The organism is Acinetobacter gyllenbergii, assembly GCF_001682515.1.
Classification (GTDB): domain Bacteria; phylum Pseudomonadota; class Gammaproteobacteria; order Pseudomonadales; family Moraxellaceae; genus Acinetobacter; species Acinetobacter gyllenbergii.
Genome location: NZ_KV575262.1, coordinates 511710 through 530665 on the forward strand (window position 1 = coordinate 511710; position 18956 = coordinate 530665).

The following is an 18956-nucleotide window of genomic DNA, read 5'->3' on the forward strand; positions in this document are numbered from 1 at the left end:
TCTTTAAAAAATTTGGTTTAATTTTTTAAGATTCAGATACAGGTGAAACAAAACCAAACAAAGCAATTAAATATCAATATGATATCTATATTTAAAGTTTATAATTTAATTGGATTCTCAATAATTTGTTACATATTTTAAGCGATTAGATTCACAATAAAGCCCAGAAAACCAAACAACTAAGGACATTATTTTTCAGACTAAAAAAAGACCTGAGCAAACAATCTTCGTTCTTTTTGCTTAGCAACTTGAATGCTATAGCGACACTTGACCGATTTCTCAAGTTGATCGAGTCATATTCTTTTGCTGTTTATTTCTTCACACGTCACGGATTCCTTTTTGTGAATCTTTCTCAATTTGTTAAGATGAGCTAATGAGGAAGTCATTCAATTTCTCATACACTGTTGACTCAATTTTGACAGAAAAGAAGTCCTTAGAAAGGTATACTTTGCTTGGCAATTAAGTCGAATTTTACAGTGGCTGTTAGAATTGGCGAGACAGCCAAACTTTTAAATTAAACTTATTTATTATTTAAATTTAAGGATTTAACATACATGAATAGCGCTGAAATCATGGCTGATCTTTCATCTCATACGCCGATGATGCAGCAATATCTCAAAGTCAAAACGGACTATCAACATGCCCTGCTATTCTACCGTATGGGTGACTTTTATGAGCTATTCTTCGAAGATGCACATTTAGCGGCTAAACTTTTAGGTATTACTCTGACGCATCGTGGTAAGGCCAGCGGTCAACCGATTCCTATGGCGGGTGTGCCTTATCATGCCGCAGAAGGCTATCTTGCTCGTTTAGTCAAAGCTGGCCGCACAGTTGCGATTTGCGAACAAGTGGGTGAAGTCACAGGCAAAGGCCCTGTTGAACGTAAAGTGGTTCGGATCTTAACCCCTGGTACATTAACTGATGATGCTTTACTGGGGAGCTATCAATCCTCAAATTTGGTCGCACTCTGCATCCAACAAAATCAAATTGGTTTTGCCTTACTCGACTTAAGTGCAGGTATTTTTAAAGTTCAACAACAAGACTATAAACCTGAACAACTGCCAATCGAGCTGGCTCGCTTAATGCCAAGTGAAATTTTGATTGATGAAGATCTTATTGATCAAAATATTATTGAGCAGATTAAGAAAAATCTAGACTGCCCTATTACTAAACGTCCCAATGTTGACTTTAATTTAAATAATGCACAAAAAACCCTATGCGATCAGTTCAGTGTTTCAACCTTATCAGGATTTGGTTTAGACCCATTACCACTGGCAAAAGCCGCTGCTGCTGCGTTGATTCACTATGCCAAAGAAACACAGAAAACGGCCTTACCACATATCCGCTCCATTCAAATTGAGCAAAGCACTGACTTTATTGCACTGGATCCTATTACTCGTCGCAATTTAGAAATTATTGAGCCACTATTTGATCATGGCACATCATTATTCCAATTAATTAATGACTGTCAAACTGCAATGGGTGGACGCTTACTGGGCCGTACCCTGATGCAGCCAATTCGGGACACCGCGATTTTAGATGCGCGTCTCGATGCAACTGAGCAATTGTTAAAAGGCTATCATGAGTCGCCACTTCGTTTAGTTTTAAAAGAAATTGGCGATATTGAACGTGTACTCAGTCGAGTTGCGTTAGGCAGCGCACGTCCGCGTGACTTAGTGCAATTGCGTCAAGCTTGCGCACAAATTCCTTTCCTTCGCCATGCCTTAGATCCTGCTTTAAAAACACAGCAATCTAAGTTATTAACTCAATTAGATGAAGAGCTTGGCGACTTCAAGAGCCTACATCAACATCTGATGGCTGCAATTGTTGAAAGTCCACCTGTATTACTTCGTGATGGCAATGTAATTGCAGAAGGTTATGATGATGAGTTGGATGAACTGCGTAAAATTCGTGATCATGCTGGACAATTCCTAATTGATTTAGAGATCAAAGAACGTGAACGTACAGGTATTAATACACTGAAAATCGGCTATAACCGTGTCAGTGGTTATTATATCGAGTTAACCCGTGCCCAAGCAGAACAAGCACCTGCCGATTATATTCGTCGTCAAACCCTCAAAAATGCCGAGCGCTATATCACACCAGAACTGAAAGGCTTTGAAGATAAAGTCCTGTCCAGCGAATCTCGTGCCCTCGCCCGTGAAAAACTGTTGTTTGAATCATTACTGGATGAGTTACGTCAGAACATTGCACATTTGCAGATGATGAGTGCTGCGATTGCATCGATTGATGTATTGGCAAATTTTGCCCATCAAGCACGCCTCAACAATTGGGCAAGACCAGAATACACACCTGAAACCAGTATCAAAATTCAGGCTGGTCGCCACCCAGTGGTTGAAGCCTTAAATAAAGCCCCTTTCACACCGAATGATACCTTTTTAGATTCGCAACATCGTATGGCAATCATTACTGGCCCAAACATGGGGGGTAAATCGACCTTTATGCGTCAGACGGCTTTAATCAGTCTATTGGCCTATTGCGGTAGTTTCGTACCAGCCAAAGCTGCAAAATTAGGCTCGATTGACCGTATCTTTACTCGTATTGGTTCTGCTGATGATTTATCGACAGGTAAATCTACCTTCATGGTGGAAATGACCGAAACCTCTCAGATTTTGCACCATGCCACCAGTCAGTCTCTCGTACTGATGGATGAAGTGGGGCGCGGTACCAGTACCTATGACGGTCTTTCATTGGCTTGGGCTTGTGTGGTTGATTTAACCAAACGGGTGAAATGCCTCTGTCTATTCGCAACACATTACTTTGAGTTGACTGAATTGGGTGGCGAAGCTGGCATTGATAACTATCATGTTACCGCACAAGAACTAAATGGCAATTTGATTTTGCTGCATAAAGTTCAACATGGTCCAGCCAGCCAAAGTCATGGTCTACAGGTTGCCAAATTGGCGGGGATCCCTGCCAATGTCATTAAAGAAGCACAGAAGCGTTTAAAGATTCTGGAAAAACAACAGCATCAACATTTGCAAAGTAGTGTACAAAATGACTTATTCAGCGCTGTTGAGCATGAGATCGAAACTCAAGTGGTCGAGAGAATTATTGAAGTTGAATCCCAATCTCCTGCACTAACCTTATTACAGCAGATTGATGTCGATGATCTAACACCGCGTCAGGCATTGGAACAGCTCTATTCACTCAAAGCAGCTTTGAAATCATGAGATAGCAGGCTCAAATCAGTTAAATCTGTTTGAGCCATCTTCATCTATTCCTCTACCAATGAGATGATGTTGACTCACCTTCTGATTCAATATAAAAGTTAAGGACAAAACCATTAATATTCAGTTTAAAATCCTACAATTTTCAGAAATTGATCTAATCTGGCAACAGATTAGTCGGCGTGAACTGATCACTCAAATGTATGTCCAACAGGGTTTAGATTTGAAACTCATTGATTGTTTTTATGATGAGCAAAATTGGGATACCTATCATTTGGAAAATGACCCAGCTTTGCTCAAACAATTGTATCAACAAGGGGCGCTATGCGTAGGTGGATTTGATTCAGACAATCAGCTGATTGCGATACAGGTCGTTTCCAATCAGTATATTGCTGACTATCCTGATGCCAAGTTACTGCAATATTTTTATGTGGATGCTGATCATCAAGGTTTAGGGATTGGCACTCAGTTGATGTTATCAGCTCTTAACTCAGCACGACAACTTAATGCCAAACAACTCTATATTTCTGCCACCCCGAGTCAGCGCACAGTGGATTTTTACCTTAAACAAGGTGCTCAACTGATCGCACAACCTGATCAAGAGCTGTTGGAACGAGAACCAGAAGACATTCACTTGCTCTATACACTTTAACTTTTTACACAACTCAGTAGAAATAAAAAACTAAAGCTGATTCAGCCTTGTTAATTAGCTGTTTTAATTGAGAATAAAAATAAGATTCAGTTGCAATGAATGAGCGAATTAAGCAGGCTATGACTTTATTTTTAATCAAAAAACCCAAAAATGATTGCAATATTTTCTTTATTATCAATATATTAATCTATTTTTCATATGTATAAATAAACAATATCAATAAAAGCAATTGTTTGTTTACCCCTTTTTTGCCTACAATACCTCATTCCAAACAAAAAACCGTATTTTTAGGTAGCTGTCGCCATGACCTTTGTTGTCACTGAAAATTGTATTAAATGTAAATATCAAGATTGTGTTGAAGTTTGCCCTGTAGACTGTTTCTACGAAGGTCCGAACTTCCTCGTTATCAATCCAGATGAATGTATCGACTGTGCACTTTGTGAACCAGAATGCCCAGCAAATGCAATTTTCTCTGAAGATGAATTACCAGAAGGTCAAGAAGTCTTTATCGAACTCAATGCTGAATTATCAGAAAAATGGGCAGGTAATAACATCACACAAATTGGTGAACAACCAGCAGACCGTGAAGAATGGAATGGTAAGCCAGACAAGCTACAATATTTAGAAAAATAATTCAAAAGACCAGTTTACTGGTCTTTTTTATACCTGAACCACACATTTCTTTGCAATTACGTCATTATTCATGCGCTATTTTGCATTAAAATAGTACGCCTACAGATTTTGAACTGCCTTTTTATGATGCGAAATAAATTACAGGGTCTATTATCATTATTTATCATCCCTGTGATGATGGCGGGCTGTACCAGCTCAACGACAAAAGTAAATCAGCAGCAAGGTAAAAGAATTTACATTCCCCAAGAACAAGTCACGATTACCCGCCCGATCCCAAACAAAGTTGAACCTGCATCTTATCGCCAATGGTTGAATCAAGGTGAAAATTATGCCCGTGTTCGGGAATATGAACAATTTCTGACACGTAATAATGTGGCGCATATTATTCCAAGCTTTGAGTTACTTCGTACTGCTCGCGACTGGCAAAAATGTGGTCGTACCGAATATATGGTGCCTAACCGTGAATTATGGAACAATTCCCTTTCGACCTTACGGGTCTTTAAGTATTTAATCGCAGCCAAAATCCTGACCGATTTTGAAGTGACTTCTGTCTATCGTGATTTGCCACTCAACCAATGTGCGGGTGGTGCGGGTTCTTCCAAACATTTATTCAACTCAGCCATCGATTTCCGTATTGGGCCTGAATATCCTCAACCTCAAGATTATGCCTATATTGAGCAAACCAAGTTTAAATTATGTCAGTTCTGGGCACAGCATGGCCAAAGCCTAGACTTGGGAATTGGCTTATATAGTTCTGGTCAGATTCATATTGATACCCAAGGCTATCGTACTTGGGGCCCTGATCTTACCCGCAACAGCTCAATGTGTAATTTCTAAAAATAGATCATATTCTTAACAAGAGATCAAAATGATCTCTTTTTTGCTTTAATCCTATAGATTCAATCAGCAATAAAATTGCACTCTCAGCATAAACGTTTAAAATGCAGAGCTAACAAATTGGTAGGTAAACTTGATTATGCAACAGATGTGGACCGAGATTGATGACTATATCAATTCACATTTAATTCCCACAGATCCAAGACTTCAACATGCATTAGACAATACTGATACTCAGGGTTTTTCTAATCATTTGGCTGTTGCGCCTAATCAAGGCATGTTTTTGCAAATGTTGATTCAAATGAACCAATGCAAACGTGTATTGGAACTCGGTACGTTTGGAGCATACAGTACTATTTGGCTTGCTAAAGCTCTACCTGATGATGGTTATCTGCTGACGGTTGAAGGACGTGATACTCACGTGCTCATTGCCCAAGAAAATATTGATTATGCCAATATGCCCACCCATATTGAGCTCAAAAAAGGTCGTGGTGCAGATATTATGAACCAGCTCATTGCAGATGGCAGTGAACCCTTTGATCTGATTTTTATTGATGCAGATAAACAAAGTTACCGTGAATATTTTGAACTCAGTCTCAAACTGTCGCATTCAGGCACCATTATCGTTTTGGATAATGTGATCCGTGCAGGCGCAATTTTAGACGAGAATAACAAGAAACCTAGTATTGAAGGAATTCGTGAAGCTTTCACTGCATTGAAAGATCATCCTCAGCTGCTTTCTTGCACAGCTTTGCAAACCGTCGGCTCAAAAGGCCATGATGGTTTTGCCATTGCCATTGTAAAATAAAGGTCAAAAAACAACCTATTTAATTTAGTTGTGTAATATCAATAAATTATATTTATCTGCTATGCTTTTCCATACAGTTATCCACAGGAATTGCGGATAACTATATGGAACAAAATGAATCACTTAGCAACTAATAGCGGAACATTGGCATTACGAAAAATGGTTGTTGTGATACTGCCTAAGAAAAATTGATGAATTTTACTGTGGCTGAATGCACCGAGTACAATTAGTTGAATATCATGTTCTCTTTGATATTCAAGAATATTTTGTGCGACATCACCATAACGATATACAGAAACCACCTCTAAACCCGCATCCGTTAAATACTTTTCAGGTTCCGCCAACATTTCTGGATGATCACCCACATAAAGCAAATGACATTGTAGTTTTTTCAACAGATCACTTTGTGCAATGCGTTGCAGCATCTTCTGGCAAGTCGGTGAATATTCATAAGCAAAGATGAAACGTTTCGGTGGCTGAAAATGTTCGCCGACTGTGATGACGGTACAATTCGCCCCACGGATAAAGTTTTCGACATTACTGCCAATGGCTTTATTCTTCTCGGCGGCGCGCTCACCAACCCGCCCCATGATCACGACATCATTTTCATTGAGGATATTAAAACTTTGTTCAAGAAAATCGCCTTTTTCCTGAATTTTAGTACTGGTTAAACCATATTGCTTTTCGATCAACTCAGAAATGTGATTGAGCAAATTATTACTATAATCGAGTGCTAGCTCGCTTTGCTTTTGTTCCAACTCCGCGAGTTCTTTAAGTAGCATGGCATTACTTTCAAAGCCAATCACGCCACTGATTTCACCTAAATGATAACTAGCTGGGTAATAGTCCAAGATTTGCAACAATACCAACTCTCTTTGCGTTTGTTTCGCAACCCATACTGCCGCTTCTGCAACAGCATCTATGCAGGGTGAAGAATCAATACATGCAATTACACGGTTCATTTTCGCCTCTCTCTAGGTATATACCTTAGGTCTTCTACTTATTTTTAACTTAACATAGATAAAAGCATGGTGGGTTAAATTTATGTATCGAATCTCATACGCTTTTTATTCGCTTCGATAACGAATAAGTTTGGCAGGGTTGCCTGCAACTACCGCATAATCCTCAATATCTTTAGTCACCATACTGTTCATTCCCACCACCGCATGATCGCCAATTTTAATTCCATCCTTGATCCCGACATGCGCTCCTAACCACACATCTCGACCAATCTCAATGCCTTTGGAAGTCACGGGTTGTTGATAGATCGGACGATCCATTTCCATGCCATGATCAAATGCATAGAGATGACTATAGGCCGCAATTCGAACTTGATCATGCAACTTAATTCCGGTACGACCACCATCTAAAATACAATGGTGGTTAATGGCCACTTCATTACCAATTTCTAAAGGACCATGCAAAGTACAATCAGCCGCAATAAAAGTATTATCGCCAATACTAATCTTTCGACCACGTTCAGCAAAAATATGGGCTAATGGTGAAATAAAACAATTCTGACCAATTTCAACGGTTTCCATCTCCATCAAATAGGCTTGATACTCTGCCTGCCATGCCTCAGCCCATTCACGGTGTTTGGGTTTCAGTGTCCAATACAGCCATGGCATATAATTCAGACGCTGTTTATGCTGCTCTCGGTATTTCAATAAAGGATCATTCATCGTCTTGTTGTTCCTCGAGCAACACCACTTGCTCACGTCCTGAGAGGCATCGCCTCGCAAGAGAGGACAGATACATTTCAATCATCACATACATGTAATTTCTCACGTCCTCTACTCACATCCTGAAGTTTAAGTCTTAAAGGTTCAATTTGATGCACTTGAACACGTGCCTCAATGACCACCCCTGTTTCGGTATATTGTTCTTGATATTCGATCTGCTGTTGCATCAGCTCATATTGAATAATCGCCCATTCATTAAATAAACAAGCAAAGCGAATTTCCTTCTTTTCAATCAATTCAATTTTTTCAGCCAAGAGCAAACATTGACCTGCACAGCCACCATAAGCACGAACCAATCCACCTGTGCCTAACTTAATCCCACCATACCAACGATTTACCAATACAATGACATTGGTCAACTCATTGCCTTCAATCGTCGCAAGTATAGGGCGCCCTGCTGTGCCAGAGGGTTCACCATCATCATTAAACCGAACCTGATGTCCAATTTTCCACGCCCAACATTGATGTGTCGTCGACAGATCTTTATGTTCTTCTAAAAAATTTTTAACCTGCTGCTCATTTTCAACAACAGCAGCAATCGCTTGGAAACGACTTTTTTTGATTTCTTCTTCGAAAGTGACCGGACTGGCAATGGTGAATGGCATAAAGCATAAATACAAATTTAAAACGCAATTATAGCTTTTTCGCATCCAAATAAAAAACCTCGCATCAAGCGAGGTTTTCAATCAGCACAAGTTAGCGTTCACGCAATGCTTCTTTGGCTTTATTAAACGGTTTCAATAAGTAATCCATAATGGTTTTTTGCCCCGTACGAATATCCACGGTTGCAACCATACCTGGTGTGATGCTAAAGGCTTTACCTGCCTTGTTATATAAGCGATCTGAATCCGTCCGAATATAAACACGATAATAGAACTGATCTTGCTTAACCTCATCACGAATGGTATCGGGTGAAATCACCGTCACTTTACCATCCAAACCGCCATAGATTGAATAATCATAGGCCGTGATTTTAACCAAGGCCTCCTGGCCAGGACGAATAAAAGCAATGTCACGTGGTGAAATACGCGCTTCGATCAGTAACTTATCCTCTAAAGGTACAATGGTCATGAGCTTACCATTTTGAGGAATCACACCACCTAAAGTCGTAACATCAATTTCTTTCACAACGCCACGTACAGGGGCTTTAAACACTGCACGTTCCAGACTGTCATTTCGACCATTCACAATCTGCTGCTGAGTTTGAATATCAGTATTGGCCTTAGACAATTCTTCTCGTGCTTTGACATAATACTGATTACGCGTGTCATTGATTTTATTATTTAAATCATTGGCCTCACGCTTTAAACGCAAGACTTCAACCTCACTGGCCGCCCCTTTGGCAACCAATGGCTCAGTCATTGCCAGTTCTTGTCGTACCAGTTTTGCAGCTTGTTCATAACCTTCAATTGACTGTTCTAAATTGGCACGTCGTGATAAATACAATGCCGTTTCTTCTTGTACCAATTTAGGACTCTTTTGCACGTCTTCAGGAAAACTTAAAGGCGAACCTGTCACTTCAGCACGTAAACGTGCAGCTGTTGCCTGCGCAGAAATCAATAAAGACTTTGACTCTCCAACATTTGAAGCAAAGCGTGTAGGATCAAGTTGAGCAAGGATTTGCCCCTTTTCAACTACATCCCCTTCATTGACATCAAGTTTTGTGAGAATTCCCCCTTCAAGCGACTGGATAATTTGCTCTTTTGAAGAGGGAATCACTTTCCCCGTACCCGTTGAAACTTCTTCCAGATTAAATAACCATGCCCAGATTAAGAGTGAAAGTAAACCAATCCCGATCATCCAAACAACAAGCGTCGAACGAGGTAACCTTGGTTCATTATAAGTTACGTTCATGGGACGACTGCTGTTCTGTTGTTGTTCACTCATAAAATTTCCTCGAAGTATTAAACTATTTTTTGTTTTATTGATGATTGTTGTAAAACTTGATCTACTGGTCCATCCATGACGATCTTACCTTCATTCATAACAATAATTCGGTCCACCAACTCCAAAACAGCACGTCGATGTGTTGCAACCACTAAAGTTCGATAACCGAGCCAACTCTTCAAGTGATCAATCAGTTGCTTCTCTGCAACATCATCAATTGCCGCTGTAGGCTCATCTAGCAATAGAATATTCGGTTGACGAATCAATAAGCGCGCCAACAATAAGGCTTGTCGTTGCCCTCCAGAAAAACCAACACCACCTTCCAAAACCAAATGATCGAGTCCTTCTTTCTTTTCATGCACAAAACTCAAGGCACCTGTTACTTTTAAAGCTTTAAGAATATCTTCATCACGCGCTAAAGGTGCGCCAAGTGTCAGATTTTCACGAATTGTGCCATAAAATAAATGAGCATTCTGATTAAGTAAGCCCATATCACGACGCACATCGGCAGGGTCAATCAGACTAATATCCAAATCATCCAAATACACCGAACCCGAATTAGGGAACTGCATTGCAGATAAAATCTGTAATAAAGTAGATTTACCCGCACCATTGCGTCCTAAGATTGCAATACGTTCACCCGCACGAATCTTAAGTTGTGGGATCACCAAACTTGGGCGTGGATCCTCTTCCGTGTATTGGAACACCACTTTCTTCAACTCATAATCGCCATGCAACACTTCTTTGTGTACTAAATGTGCTTGATCTGGTTGATCTACAGGTTTCTGCATTAACTCATCTAAGCTTTTCTTCGCGACTTTTGCCTGTTGCAAACGTCCCAAAATCCCGGTGATCTGTGAAATCGGCGCAAGCATACGTGAAGATAAAATCGAACAGGCGACCAGAGCACCTGTGGTCATGTCACCTTTCATCACCGCAAAACAGCCCACTAATATCACCGCGGCATATGTTAAGCCCTGAATCTTTTGTGTCCACGCAGTCAATACACCTACGATCTTGCGCTGCTGCATACTAATATCGGCAGACACTTCATTCATATGATTCCATTGATTCTGGAAACGTGACTCTGCGCGCAATAACTTAATATCTTCAATGCCTTGTACTGCTTCTACCAAAATGGCATTACGAATTGAAGATTCACGCATCCCTTCCTGTGCAAGTTGTGCCAATTTATTCTGGGCCAAAATTGCAGGCAAAATCATCAAGGGAACAACCAGCAGCATCACCCAAAAGAGATTGCCGCCAATAATTGCAAAAATAATCAGGAATAAGAAAAAGAAAGGGAGATCAGCAATTGCTCCCATTGTGGTTGACGTCACCAGATCACGAACACCTTCCAACTCTCGGATTTGAGAAATAAAGGTTCCCGTTGACTTAGAACGCTCACTATTTTTAATTCTTAGTGCATGGCCAAAGACACGATCAGAGATCCTTAAATCTGCACGTTTACCTATAATATCGGAGATATAGACCCGCGATAGTCTTAATACAAACTCAAAAATAGCTGCAATCAGCACTCCACCAGCAAGTACCCAAAGCGTTGGAATAGACTGAGATGGAACTACACGGTCGTAGACCTGCATCGAAAAGATAATCGTGGCCAAAGCCAAAATATTGGCAATCATCGATGCCAACATGATATCGATATAACGTTTCCAATCCTGTAAGACAATTGACCAGAACCAGCTTGGTTCATACGGTTTAATGTATTCATCAATACGTGCATCAGGCACTGACTGTTCTGGACGAAGCACATATACATTTTTAATAATGTGCTTCAATGCACCCACTGCAAACTTTTGTGATAAACCTTGATCACCACTCAGTTGAACACTGACGTGGCCTGAACCGTCGGCTTTATCAATAACACCAACTTGCCCGTCGGCTAACTCTACCAGCACAGGTAAACGCCAGGGGTTAATCACGTCATCACTAAAAGTAACCCGTCTGACATTTAAACCAACCTGTCGACTAATCAAAACCAATACTTCATCTAGATTTTGATTTTGGTTCCAATCGAGCTGTAAACGAATCCGCTCCTCAGAAGGTTCAATGCGATAATGTTTTGCAATCGTCAGTATGGCCTGTAACCAAGGCTGATAATTTATTTTTGTAGTCATCATGGTTGTACCTCAAATCCTTGGATTTTTATATTATTGAGGTCATAGGCTTGGCGAGAACGTCCAGTCGCAGCAATATATTGTGCAATACTGCTGTAAATGTCATAACGTGCCGTTTCTGCTTCTGAATTCGCACTATGAATTGCCTGTTCTGCATTGAGCAGGTCAACCAAAGTTCGGGTCCCTAACTTATATTGTTCTTGGTAAAGTTCTCTAGTTCGTATTGTTGTCGCTTGTTGCCCTGCCAAAACTTGCATTTGGCGTTGCTTATTTTCAATTTGTTCACGGCTGGTTCGAATTTGATCCAACACTTTTAAATACACGGCATTGACCTGTGCTTTTGCTGCCTCTTCAGCAAAACTCGCCGCTCGGGTTTTTGAGGCGGTTGCTCCACCCTGATAGAACTGACTGCTGGCTTCAAACATGATGGCACTATCAAACCCGCCCTCTTTATCATTGCTTGGGTTTCTGCCATGTAAAGCTTGACTCAGTTCACCTTTTACAGCTAGTGTCGGATAATTACTCACCTGTGTCTGTAATTTTTGATTACGTGCAACTTCAATCCCAGCTTGTGCTGCAATCATTTGTGGAATGGTATTGAACTGTGGTGCCGCATATAAATCTGATTGTTTTACATAATCTTCTGAAATGGCCCATTGTACATTTCGTGTATCAAAGCCCAATAATGTATACAAATGCTGCTGATATTGACTCAGCAAAGATTGTTGCGCGATCATCGCCGATTGTGCTGATTGCAAATAAGACTGTGCTTGTATCGGATCCGCCTGACTACTAATCCCCGCATTGGCACGCAAATTCGCCATCTCTTGGATACGTTTAATCCCTGCAATTTGCTGATTCGCAATCTGGATCAGTTTTTGATACCGCTGAATATTGATAATCGTCTGGGCGGCGTCTAAAGAAATATCATCAATCTTGACCAAAACATTGGCTTGACCAACCAAAACTTTAGCTTTTTCGACATCAACACCCGACTTTACTTTGCCGAAGTCATACAGCATTTGCGTTGCACTTAACGTCAGCAGCTGCTGCCCTCGAGTACTTTTTTTGCCTAAATCACCTGTGCTGACCCCACCACCAATCTGTGGATAATAACCAGACTTGGCGACATCAATATTGGCATTTTGTGAAGCTAATGCTGCAATAGTTTGAGAAATTTCAGGATTACGCTGTACTGCAATCTGTACTGCATCCGTAAGCACTTTGCGTTGATTTTGCCAAAAAGCAGTTGGAATCGTATCGACTTGAGGACGACCTGACCCCACCACAGGCAAATCACGTCCCAATGAAGTATCTACAGAAAAATTACTCAATTTCTGCATTTGTGCCACTTTGAACTCATCACTACTTTTTGGGACAAAAAGCTTAGAAATATTGTTTTTTAAAGTGTGATACTGTTCACTCGGTGGTGTTGCATGTGTCATTGGCACAGACAGTGTTGCTACATAGAGTAACCACTTAAAATCCATACTTTTTTTCCATGTTCCATTATTCACTTTTATATCGTTGTGCAAGTTCATATTTTTTTCGTATTGTTATCATTTCAGCATTTTCATTTTAAGCATTTTTTTATAAAAAACACTATGTTCCCCACATAAATTCCCACATAGATATGTGTATATTTTTGTAAAACAGTTCACATTTTAATAGATTATGCCTTGGTAATAGAATAAATAAAATAAATAGGTATCAATAAATTAACTAACCCCCTGCTCAAACATTTTATTATCTGTCTAATCTTTCACCGCTCATCATTTTTTTTCTTCATAAAAAAAAGAACCTCTTGGTTCTTTTCTTAAAACAGATTTTGCAGATTAAACAACAAAATCATCGCCGAGGTATACCTTACGAACTTGTTCATTATCCAGAATTTCTTGCGGTGTGCCTTCTGCAATCACAGATCCCTCACTCACAATATAAGCTTTCTCACAAATGGCTAAGGTCTCACGAACGTTATGATCGGTAATCAACACGCCAATGCCACGATCTTTGAGTGTCTGAATAATATCTTTAATGTCACCAACAGAAATTGGATCCACGCCCGCAAAAGGTTCATCCAGCAACATAAACTTCGGATCAGCAGCCAAAGCACGTGCAATTTCAGCACGGCGACGCTCACCACCCGATACACTCATTCCCAAAGAGTCCTTAATGTGATTAATTTTAAAATCACTTAATAATTCATTGAGGCGTTGTTGACGCTGCTGTTTATTTAAATCTTTACGCGTTTCTAAAATTGCCATAATGTTTTCGGCAATGGTCAGCTTTCTAAAGATTGAAGCTTCTTGCGGTAAATAGCCAATGCCTTTACGCGCACGTTCATGCATTGCCAGATCGGACAAATCAAGATTGTCTAAGTGAATCTCACCTTTGTCCATGCGAACAAGACCAACGACCATATAGAAGCTTGTGGTTTTACCTGCACCATTTGGCCCAAGTAGACCCACAATCTGTCCACTCTGCATTGTAAAAGAAACATCTTTCACAACCCAACGTTTACTATAGTTTTTAGCCAAATGCTTAATACAAAGCGTTTGTGGTTGTTGCACTGATTGTTCCATTAATCACGCGCCCCTGGGAAACTTTTTGAACTTGAAGGTGGAATAATGATTTGCACGCGATTGGTTGAAGAACCTTGTGCTTCTACATCCCCTTTATTCATACTATATTTTAGGCTATTACCCCGAATACTTGAGCCATCCTGATACAGATAGGCCTTACCCGTTAAAGTAATAATACCCGTATCTGCGTTATAGACGATGGTTTGTGCTTCACCACGAGCTAAGCCCTTATTTGCATCCATTTGCTGCTGAAATTTTGCAAGCTGGCCTTTTGCAGTGATGATTTGAATCTCTTTTTTGCTATTTAAATTTGCAACAATTGAATCTGCTTGCAGCTTCATCGTACCTTGCTCAATCACCACATTACCCGTGTAGGTGGTTACACCTGTTTTATCATTATAGGTTGCGCGATCAGCGACTAAAGAAAGCTGTTGATTACGATCTGAGGGCAAAGCAAAACTTGCGGCAGAAGATAATACAAGCACAGCAGCACAAGTGGCTTGTTTCAGGAAAGTAGAACGAGATTTAGAATTAAGAGCTAGGCGCATACTTTCCTCGAATTTTATAAAATTCATATTGACCATTATTTAAATTAGCCTTGAGGCCTTGACTCACAAACTGAGCTGATGGTGATTGCACCGTGACTTCATGTTGTGTTTCAAGCTCTCTTGTTTTTGGATAACCCGTGAGTTCATCGGTATGAAACTCCATTTTATTACCCTGATCAGACAATTTCGTTGCAACAACATCACCCAGCAGAACAACTTTACTATTATCATCATAACCTTGTGCTTGCTTGGCATAAAATGTTGCATCAGGTTTGCCCTGTTTGTACATCACCGCATTCAATTGATCAAACTGAGAGGTTTTTTGTTGCATATTCTGTTCTAGCTGTTTGACTTGAGCACGAATATACAAATTCCCTTGTTCATCGGTTTGGGTTAAATGAACACCTTGCGCTGAATAGGTCATATTCTTGGCTGAATCAACATCCAACTTTTTTGCTTTGCCACTGTAATAGTAATAGCCACCACTCACCGTAGCGACCACAACAGCAACAACATATAAAACTTTGGTATCCATAAACAGGGTTACCTAACCTTTGAGCGAATCAACACTATATTAATGTGGTACAGCAAGATATTTTTCAAGCAGTTCTTGGTAAACACCTTTTGCCATCAACAACATATCGCAAACTTCACGCACTGCCCCACGGCCACCCATTGCTTGGGTCACTAGATTCGCACGACGGCGTACCTCTTCATGGCCATTTGGCACAGTGACTTTCATACCTGCAATCGCAAAGGCAGATAAATCAGGCCAGTCATCACCCATATAGATACAATCTTCAGGTAAAAGATTCAATTGTGCACACGCTTCACGTAATGCAGTTCCTTTATCCTCACGTCCTTGGAACACCAAATCTACACCAAGATCAGACATTCGTTTTTCAACAATGTTACTTTTCCGCCCAGTGATAATAATCACTTTCATTCCTGCTTGCTGAACCAATTTCATGCCCAAGCCATCACGAATATCAAATGATTTAATTTCATCGCCTGAATTGGTTAAAGTGACAAAGCCATCGCTTAAGATCCCATCTACATCAAGCACAAGGGCTTGTAAATGACGAGCTTGTTCTTGTAAAGCATAAGATGCCATGGCTTAATTTACTCCTGCCTGAATGAGGTCATGCATACTAATCACACCAATGACTTTATTGGCTTCATCAACAACCACAAATTGATTAACTTTTTTCTCATGCATTTTTTCTAAAGCTTTTACCGCACGGGCTTCCTGAGAAATCGTCAATGGGTTTTTAGTCATGACTGCAGACACTGGTAAATTCACATCAAAACCTTGTTGCTGGTCAATCATACGACGTAAATCACCATCTGTAAAAATACCCAATAAGGTATCATTTTCATCCACAACTGTGGTTAAACCCAGACGCTTGTCAGAAATTTCATATAACACTTTGTTCATCGGCGTATCTGGTCGAACTTTGGGTAACTCAGCCCCGATATGCATCAAATGTTTGACATGCAAAAGTAAACGTTTACCTAAAGCGCCTGCGGGGTGTGAACGGGCAAAATCATCTGCAGTAAAACCACGTGCTTCTAATAGTGCCACTGCTAAGGCATCACCTAACACCAAAGTCGCAGTGGTGCTTGAGGTTGGTGCTAGGCCTAAAGGACAAGCTTCATCTGCTTGTCCCAAGGTCAAGGCAACGTCCGCATTTTGCGGCATTGGCCCCTTGTCATCACGACTAATGGTAATTAAAGGCACACCTAAATGCTTGATCAATGGCATTAGCATCATGATTTCATCACTTTTACCAGAGTTTGAAATCGCGATCAGTACATCTCCACGCACCAACATACCCAAATCACCATGCCCAGCTTCACCTGGATGCATAAAAAAGGATGGGGTTCCTGTCGATGCAAAGGTAGCCGCCATTTTACGACCAATATGCCCTGATTTACCCATTCCTGTCACAACAACACGTCCTTGACATTGCAACAGGATCTCACATGCAAGGTCAAAACGCTCATTAATCTGGGCAGCAAGAACCTCAATCGCTTGTTGTTCGACACGCAACGTTTCTAATGCGCTTTTTTGGAAATCTATGGTTTGTGACATATGAGTTTGACTCAAAATAATACTCTATCCACCTGTACGGTAGACGATTTTAATCAAAAGAATGATGGAGATTCTAGCATATCTGCAAATATTACACGTTTCTAAATGTATAAGTTTTCATGAAAAATGAAGAGATGAAGTATAAAAATAAGACACATTATATTTGGCTAAACATCCATATTTTAAATCCCTATTTAGTTCAGCCTATGTAGAGCCATCTTTCATCATGCGCCTCTTCTTTACTTGATAGAAAAAACTTGCTTATTATTAATTCAAGTTGTATATACATATACAAATAAGATCATACATGACTAGACCTAAGCACCCAATTAGGTATTTAAGACGATAAATGCTTCAAGGATACGGAGTAAAAAGATGAACTCACTGGATGAGAAAGAACAACATCAATTTATTGAAAACCGCAGTATTGATTTTATTCCAGAACATGAAAGGCACGGCAGTGTTTTCGGTCAATTTACACTATGGTTTGGTGCTAATTTACAAATCACAGCAATCGTTACAGGTGCTTTGGCGGTTGTACTAGGTGGTGATGTGTTTTGGTCGATTATTGGTTTATTCATTGGACAATGCTTCGGTGCCATCGTCATGGCTTTGCATGCAGCACAAGGACCCAAACTTGGCTTGCCTCAAATGATTTCAAGCCGTGTTCAATTTGGCGTATATGGTGCCTGCATTCCGATTTTCTTAGTTTGCTTGATGTACATCGGATTTACTGCCACAGGCGAAGTCCTCGCAGGTAAAGCGATCGCACAACTCATCAATGTCAGCAATAGCACTGGAATTTTAATCTATGCGGCGTTTATTGTGATCTTTGCCACCATTGGTTATCGCTTAATCCACTGGGTGGGAAAAGTTGCAAGCGTTATTGGCATAGTTGCCTTTATCATTATTTTGACTCAAATTTTAACCCATTCCAATTTTTCTGAATTAATGGCCGTTCAAAAGTTTAGCTGGTCCTCATTCTTATTAGCAATTTCGCTTTCTGCTTCTTGGCAAATTTCATTTGGCCCTTATGTGGCTGATTATTCCAGATACCTCCCTTCAAATACCTCTTCGACTCGCGTCTTTTTGGCAGTCGGTTTGGGGTCGTTGCTCAGCTCACAAATCTCAATGACTTTAGGGGTATTCATTGCACAGATTTCACAAGGCGGCTTTGTCGGAAATGAAGTGCAATATGTGGTGGGTATGAACGCTGTAGCGCTGATCATTACGTTCTTATATTTCAGTATCGCTTTCGGTAAAGTTACGCTATCCACGCTAAATGCCTATGGATGCTTCATGTGCATTGCAACCATCTGGAATAGCTTCAAACCACATTATCAAATTTCAAGAATGACACGTTTAGGTATCGTCCTTGCGATGGTCGCCATTTCTACAATCATCGCAATTCTGGGTGAGCACACTTTTTTAAATACCTTTAAAGCATTTATTTTGTTCTTACTCACCTTCTTTATTCCTTGGAGTGCAATTAACCTCGTAGACTACTATTTCATCTCTAAAGAAGAATGTGATGTCGCTGCCTTATACGATCCGAATGGAAAATATGGTCGCTGGAATAGTATCGGCATTGGGTGTTATATCATGGGCGTGTTACTACAACTCCCCTTTATTCATAGCAAAGTTTACACGGGTCACATCGCGACCATGTTAGGGGGTATCGATATCTCTTGGTTGGTCGGCATTCTGGCAACGGCTGTGATTTATTATTATTTCGCAAAAAAAGCTCAACTTCGAATGACAAGTCAAATTGGTTTTGAATCATGAAATATTGCAAATGAAAGCCATCTTTTTTCTACTGATAACTTTATGAAATATGGTG

17 protein-coding genes are annotated in these 18956 nt (G+C 40.3%); 6 read left to right on the plus strand and 11 right to left on the minus strand.

Translation table 11 applies throughout. The features are described from left to right. Positions 1-554 precede the first annotated feature (554 nt). The 5 genes from mutS to NG55_RS08455 all read left to right on the plus strand — a co-directional run bounded on the left by mutS (position 555) and on the right by NG55_RS08455 (position 6121). The gene (mutS, locus tag NG55_RS08435) at positions 555-3194 is read left to right on the plus strand and encodes a DNA mismatch repair protein MutS (RefSeq protein WP_065343000.1); all 2640 of its coding nucleotides are present in this window, start codon (positions 555-557) and stop codon (positions 3192-3194) included. A 118-nt stretch (positions 3195-3312) separates the two neighbouring features. Then, positions 3313-3843 carry a GNAT family N-acetyltransferase gene (locus tag NG55_RS08440; RefSeq protein WP_141669889.1) on the plus strand — a complete coding sequence of 177 codons (531 nt, stop codon included), beginning with the start codon at positions 3313-3315 and terminating at the stop codon, positions 3841-3843. Between the two features lie 303 nt (positions 3844-4146). Beyond that, complete coding sequence (gene fdxA / locus NG55_RS08445; RefSeq protein WP_004652744.1) at positions 4147-4476, plus strand: ferredoxin FdxA; 330 nt, start codon at positions 4147-4149, stop codon at positions 4474-4476. A gap of 123 nt (positions 4477-4599) precedes the next feature. Further along, the gene (locus NG55_RS08450; RefSeq protein ID WP_016540560.1) at positions 4600-5313 is read left to right on the plus strand and encodes a D-Ala-D-Ala carboxypeptidase family metallohydrolase; all 714 of its coding nucleotides are present in this window, start codon (positions 4600-4602) and stop codon (positions 5311-5313) included. 139 nt (positions 5314-5452) lie between these two features. Next, a complete protein-coding gene (locus NG55_RS08455) occupies positions 5453-6121 on the plus strand; it encodes an O-methyltransferase (protein ID WP_016540559.1) in 669 nt (222 codons plus the stop codon). Between the two features lie 119 nt (positions 6122-6240). Here NG55_RS08455 and NG55_RS08460 read toward each other — a convergent pair whose 3' ends face one another. From NG55_RS08460 to NG55_RS08510, 11 genes are all read right to left on the minus strand, one after another. Then, positions 6241-7083 carry a universal stress protein gene (locus NG55_RS08460; RefSeq protein ID WP_016540558.1) on the minus strand — a complete coding sequence of 281 codons (843 nt, stop codon included), beginning with the start codon at positions 7081-7083 and terminating at the stop codon, positions 6241-6243. Positions 7084-7188: 105 nt separating this feature from the next. Further along, a complete protein-coding gene (locus tag NG55_RS08465) occupies positions 7189-7803 on the minus strand; it encodes an acyltransferase (protein WP_065343002.1) in 615 nt (204 codons plus the stop codon). A gap of 77 nt (positions 7804-7880) precedes the next feature. After that, positions 7881-8468 (minus strand): IMPACT family protein, encoded by a 588-nt coding sequence (locus NG55_RS08470; protein WP_065343003.1) that lies wholly within the window; start codon positions 8466-8468, stop codon positions 7881-7883. Between the two features lie 91 nt (positions 8469-8559). Then, positions 8560-9750, minus strand: coding sequence for an HlyD family type I secretion periplasmic adaptor subunit (locus NG55_RS08475; protein ID WP_016540555.1), 1191 nt, complete (start codon positions 9748-9750; stop codon positions 8560-8562). 17 nt (positions 9751-9767) lie between these two features. Then, on the minus strand, positions 9768-11891 hold the full coding sequence (locus NG55_RS08480) for a type I secretion system permease/ATPase (protein WP_065343067.1): 2124 nt from the start codon (positions 11889-11891) through the stop codon (positions 9768-9770). Next, positions 11891-13381: a TolC family protein gene (locus tag NG55_RS08485; protein ID WP_016540553.1), complete on the minus strand. Its 1491-nt coding sequence runs from the start codon at positions 13379-13381 to the stop codon at positions 11891-11893. The genes NG55_RS08480 and NG55_RS08485 overlap by 1 nt, the downstream gene beginning before the upstream one ends. A gap of 345 nt (positions 13382-13726) precedes the next feature. After that, the gene (gene lptB / locus NG55_RS08490; RefSeq protein WP_004652734.1) at positions 13727-14473 is read right to left on the minus strand and encodes an LPS export ABC transporter ATP-binding protein; all 747 of its coding nucleotides are present in this window, start codon (positions 14471-14473) and stop codon (positions 13727-13729) included. Then, positions 14473-15021 carry a lipopolysaccharide transport periplasmic protein LptA gene (gene lptA / locus NG55_RS08495; protein ID WP_016540551.1) on the minus strand — a complete coding sequence of 183 codons (549 nt, stop codon included), beginning with the start codon at positions 15019-15021 and terminating at the stop codon, positions 14473-14475. The genes lptB and lptA overlap by 1 nt, the downstream gene beginning before the upstream one ends. Further along, on the minus strand, positions 15005-15556 hold the full coding sequence (gene lptC, locus NG55_RS08500; protein WP_016540550.1) for an LPS export ABC transporter periplasmic protein LptC: 552 nt from the start codon (positions 15554-15556) through the stop codon (positions 15005-15007). Before lptC ends, lptA begins: the two co-directional genes overlap by 17 nt. A 39-nt stretch (positions 15557-15595) precedes the next feature. Next, positions 15596-16135: a KdsC family phosphatase gene (locus NG55_RS08505; protein WP_016540549.1), complete on the minus strand. Its 540-nt coding sequence runs from the start codon at positions 16133-16135 to the stop codon at positions 15596-15598. Positions 16136-16138: 3 nt separating this feature from the next. Next, positions 16139-17116: a KpsF/GutQ family sugar-phosphate isomerase gene (locus NG55_RS08510; RefSeq protein ID WP_065343004.1), complete on the minus strand. Its 978-nt coding sequence runs from the start codon at positions 17114-17116 to the stop codon at positions 16139-16141. 375 nt (positions 17117-17491) lie between these two features. On the opposite strand from NG55_RS08510, the gene NG55_RS08515 reads away from it, so the two are divergent. Next, positions 17492-18901 carry a purine-cytosine permease family protein gene (locus NG55_RS08515; protein WP_065343005.1) on the plus strand — a complete coding sequence of 470 codons (1410 nt, stop codon included), beginning with the start codon at positions 17492-17494 and terminating at the stop codon, positions 18899-18901. The last annotated feature ends 55 nt before the right edge of the window (positions 18902-18956 follow it).

Bases quoted from the DNA above. Each gene is read 5' to 3' on its own strand.
- NG55_RS08455 (WP_016540559.1), top strand. From the start codon at position 5,453: ATGCAACAGATGTGGACCGAGATTGATGACTATATCAATTCACATTTA.
- NG55_RS08475 (WP_016540555.1), bottom strand. From the start codon at position 9,750: ATGAGTGAACAACAACAGAACAGCAGTCGTCCCATGAACGTAACTTAT.
- lptA (WP_016540551.1), bottom strand. From the start codon at position 15,021: ATGCGCCTAGCTCTTAATTCTAAATCTCGTTCTACTTTCCTGAAACAA.
- NG55_RS08465 (WP_065343002.1), bottom strand. From the start codon at position 7,803: ATGAATGATCCTTTATTGAAATACCGAGAGCAGCATAAACAGCGTCTG.
- NG55_RS08515 (WP_065343005.1), top strand. From the start codon at position 17,492: ATGAACTCACTGGATGAGAAAGAACAACATCAATTTATTGAAAACCGC.
- fdxA (WP_004652744.1), top strand. From the start codon at position 4,147: ATGACCTTTGTTGTCACTGAAAATTGTATTAAATGTAAATATCAAGAT.
- NG55_RS08510 (WP_065343004.1), bottom strand. From the start codon at position 17,116: ATGTCACAAACCATAGATTTCCAAAAAAGCGCATTAGAAACGTTGCGT.
- NG55_RS08505 (WP_016540549.1), bottom strand. From the start codon at position 16,135: ATGGCATCTTATGCTTTACAAGAACAAGCTCGTCATTTACAAGCCCTT.
- mutS (WP_065343000.1), top strand. From the start codon at position 555: ATGAATAGCGCTGAAATCATGGCTGATCTTTCATCTCATACGCCGATG.
- NG55_RS08470 (WP_065343003.1), bottom strand. From the start codon at position 8,468: ATGCCATTCACCATTGCCAGTCCGGTCACTTTCGAAGAAGAAATCAAA.
- NG55_RS08460 (WP_016540558.1), bottom strand. From the start codon at position 7,083: ATGAACCGTGTAATTGCATGTATTGATTCTTCACCCTGCATAGATGCT.
- lptB (WP_004652734.1), bottom strand. From the start codon at position 14,473: ATGGAACAATCAGTGCAACAACCACAAACGCTTTGTATTAAGCATTTG.
- NG55_RS08480 (WP_065343067.1), bottom strand. From the start codon at position 11,891: ATGACTACAAAAATAAATTATCAGCCTTGGTTACAGGCCATACTGACG.
- lptC (WP_016540550.1), bottom strand. From the start codon at position 15,556: ATGGATACCAAAGTTTTATATGTTGTTGCTGTTGTGGTCGCTACGGTG.
- NG55_RS08450 (WP_016540560.1), top strand. From the start codon at position 4,600: ATGATGCGAAATAAATTACAGGGTCTATTATCATTATTTATCATCCCT.
- NG55_RS08485 (WP_016540553.1), bottom strand. From the start codon at position 13,381: ATGGATTTTAAGTGGTTACTCTATGTAGCAACACTGTCTGTGCCAATG.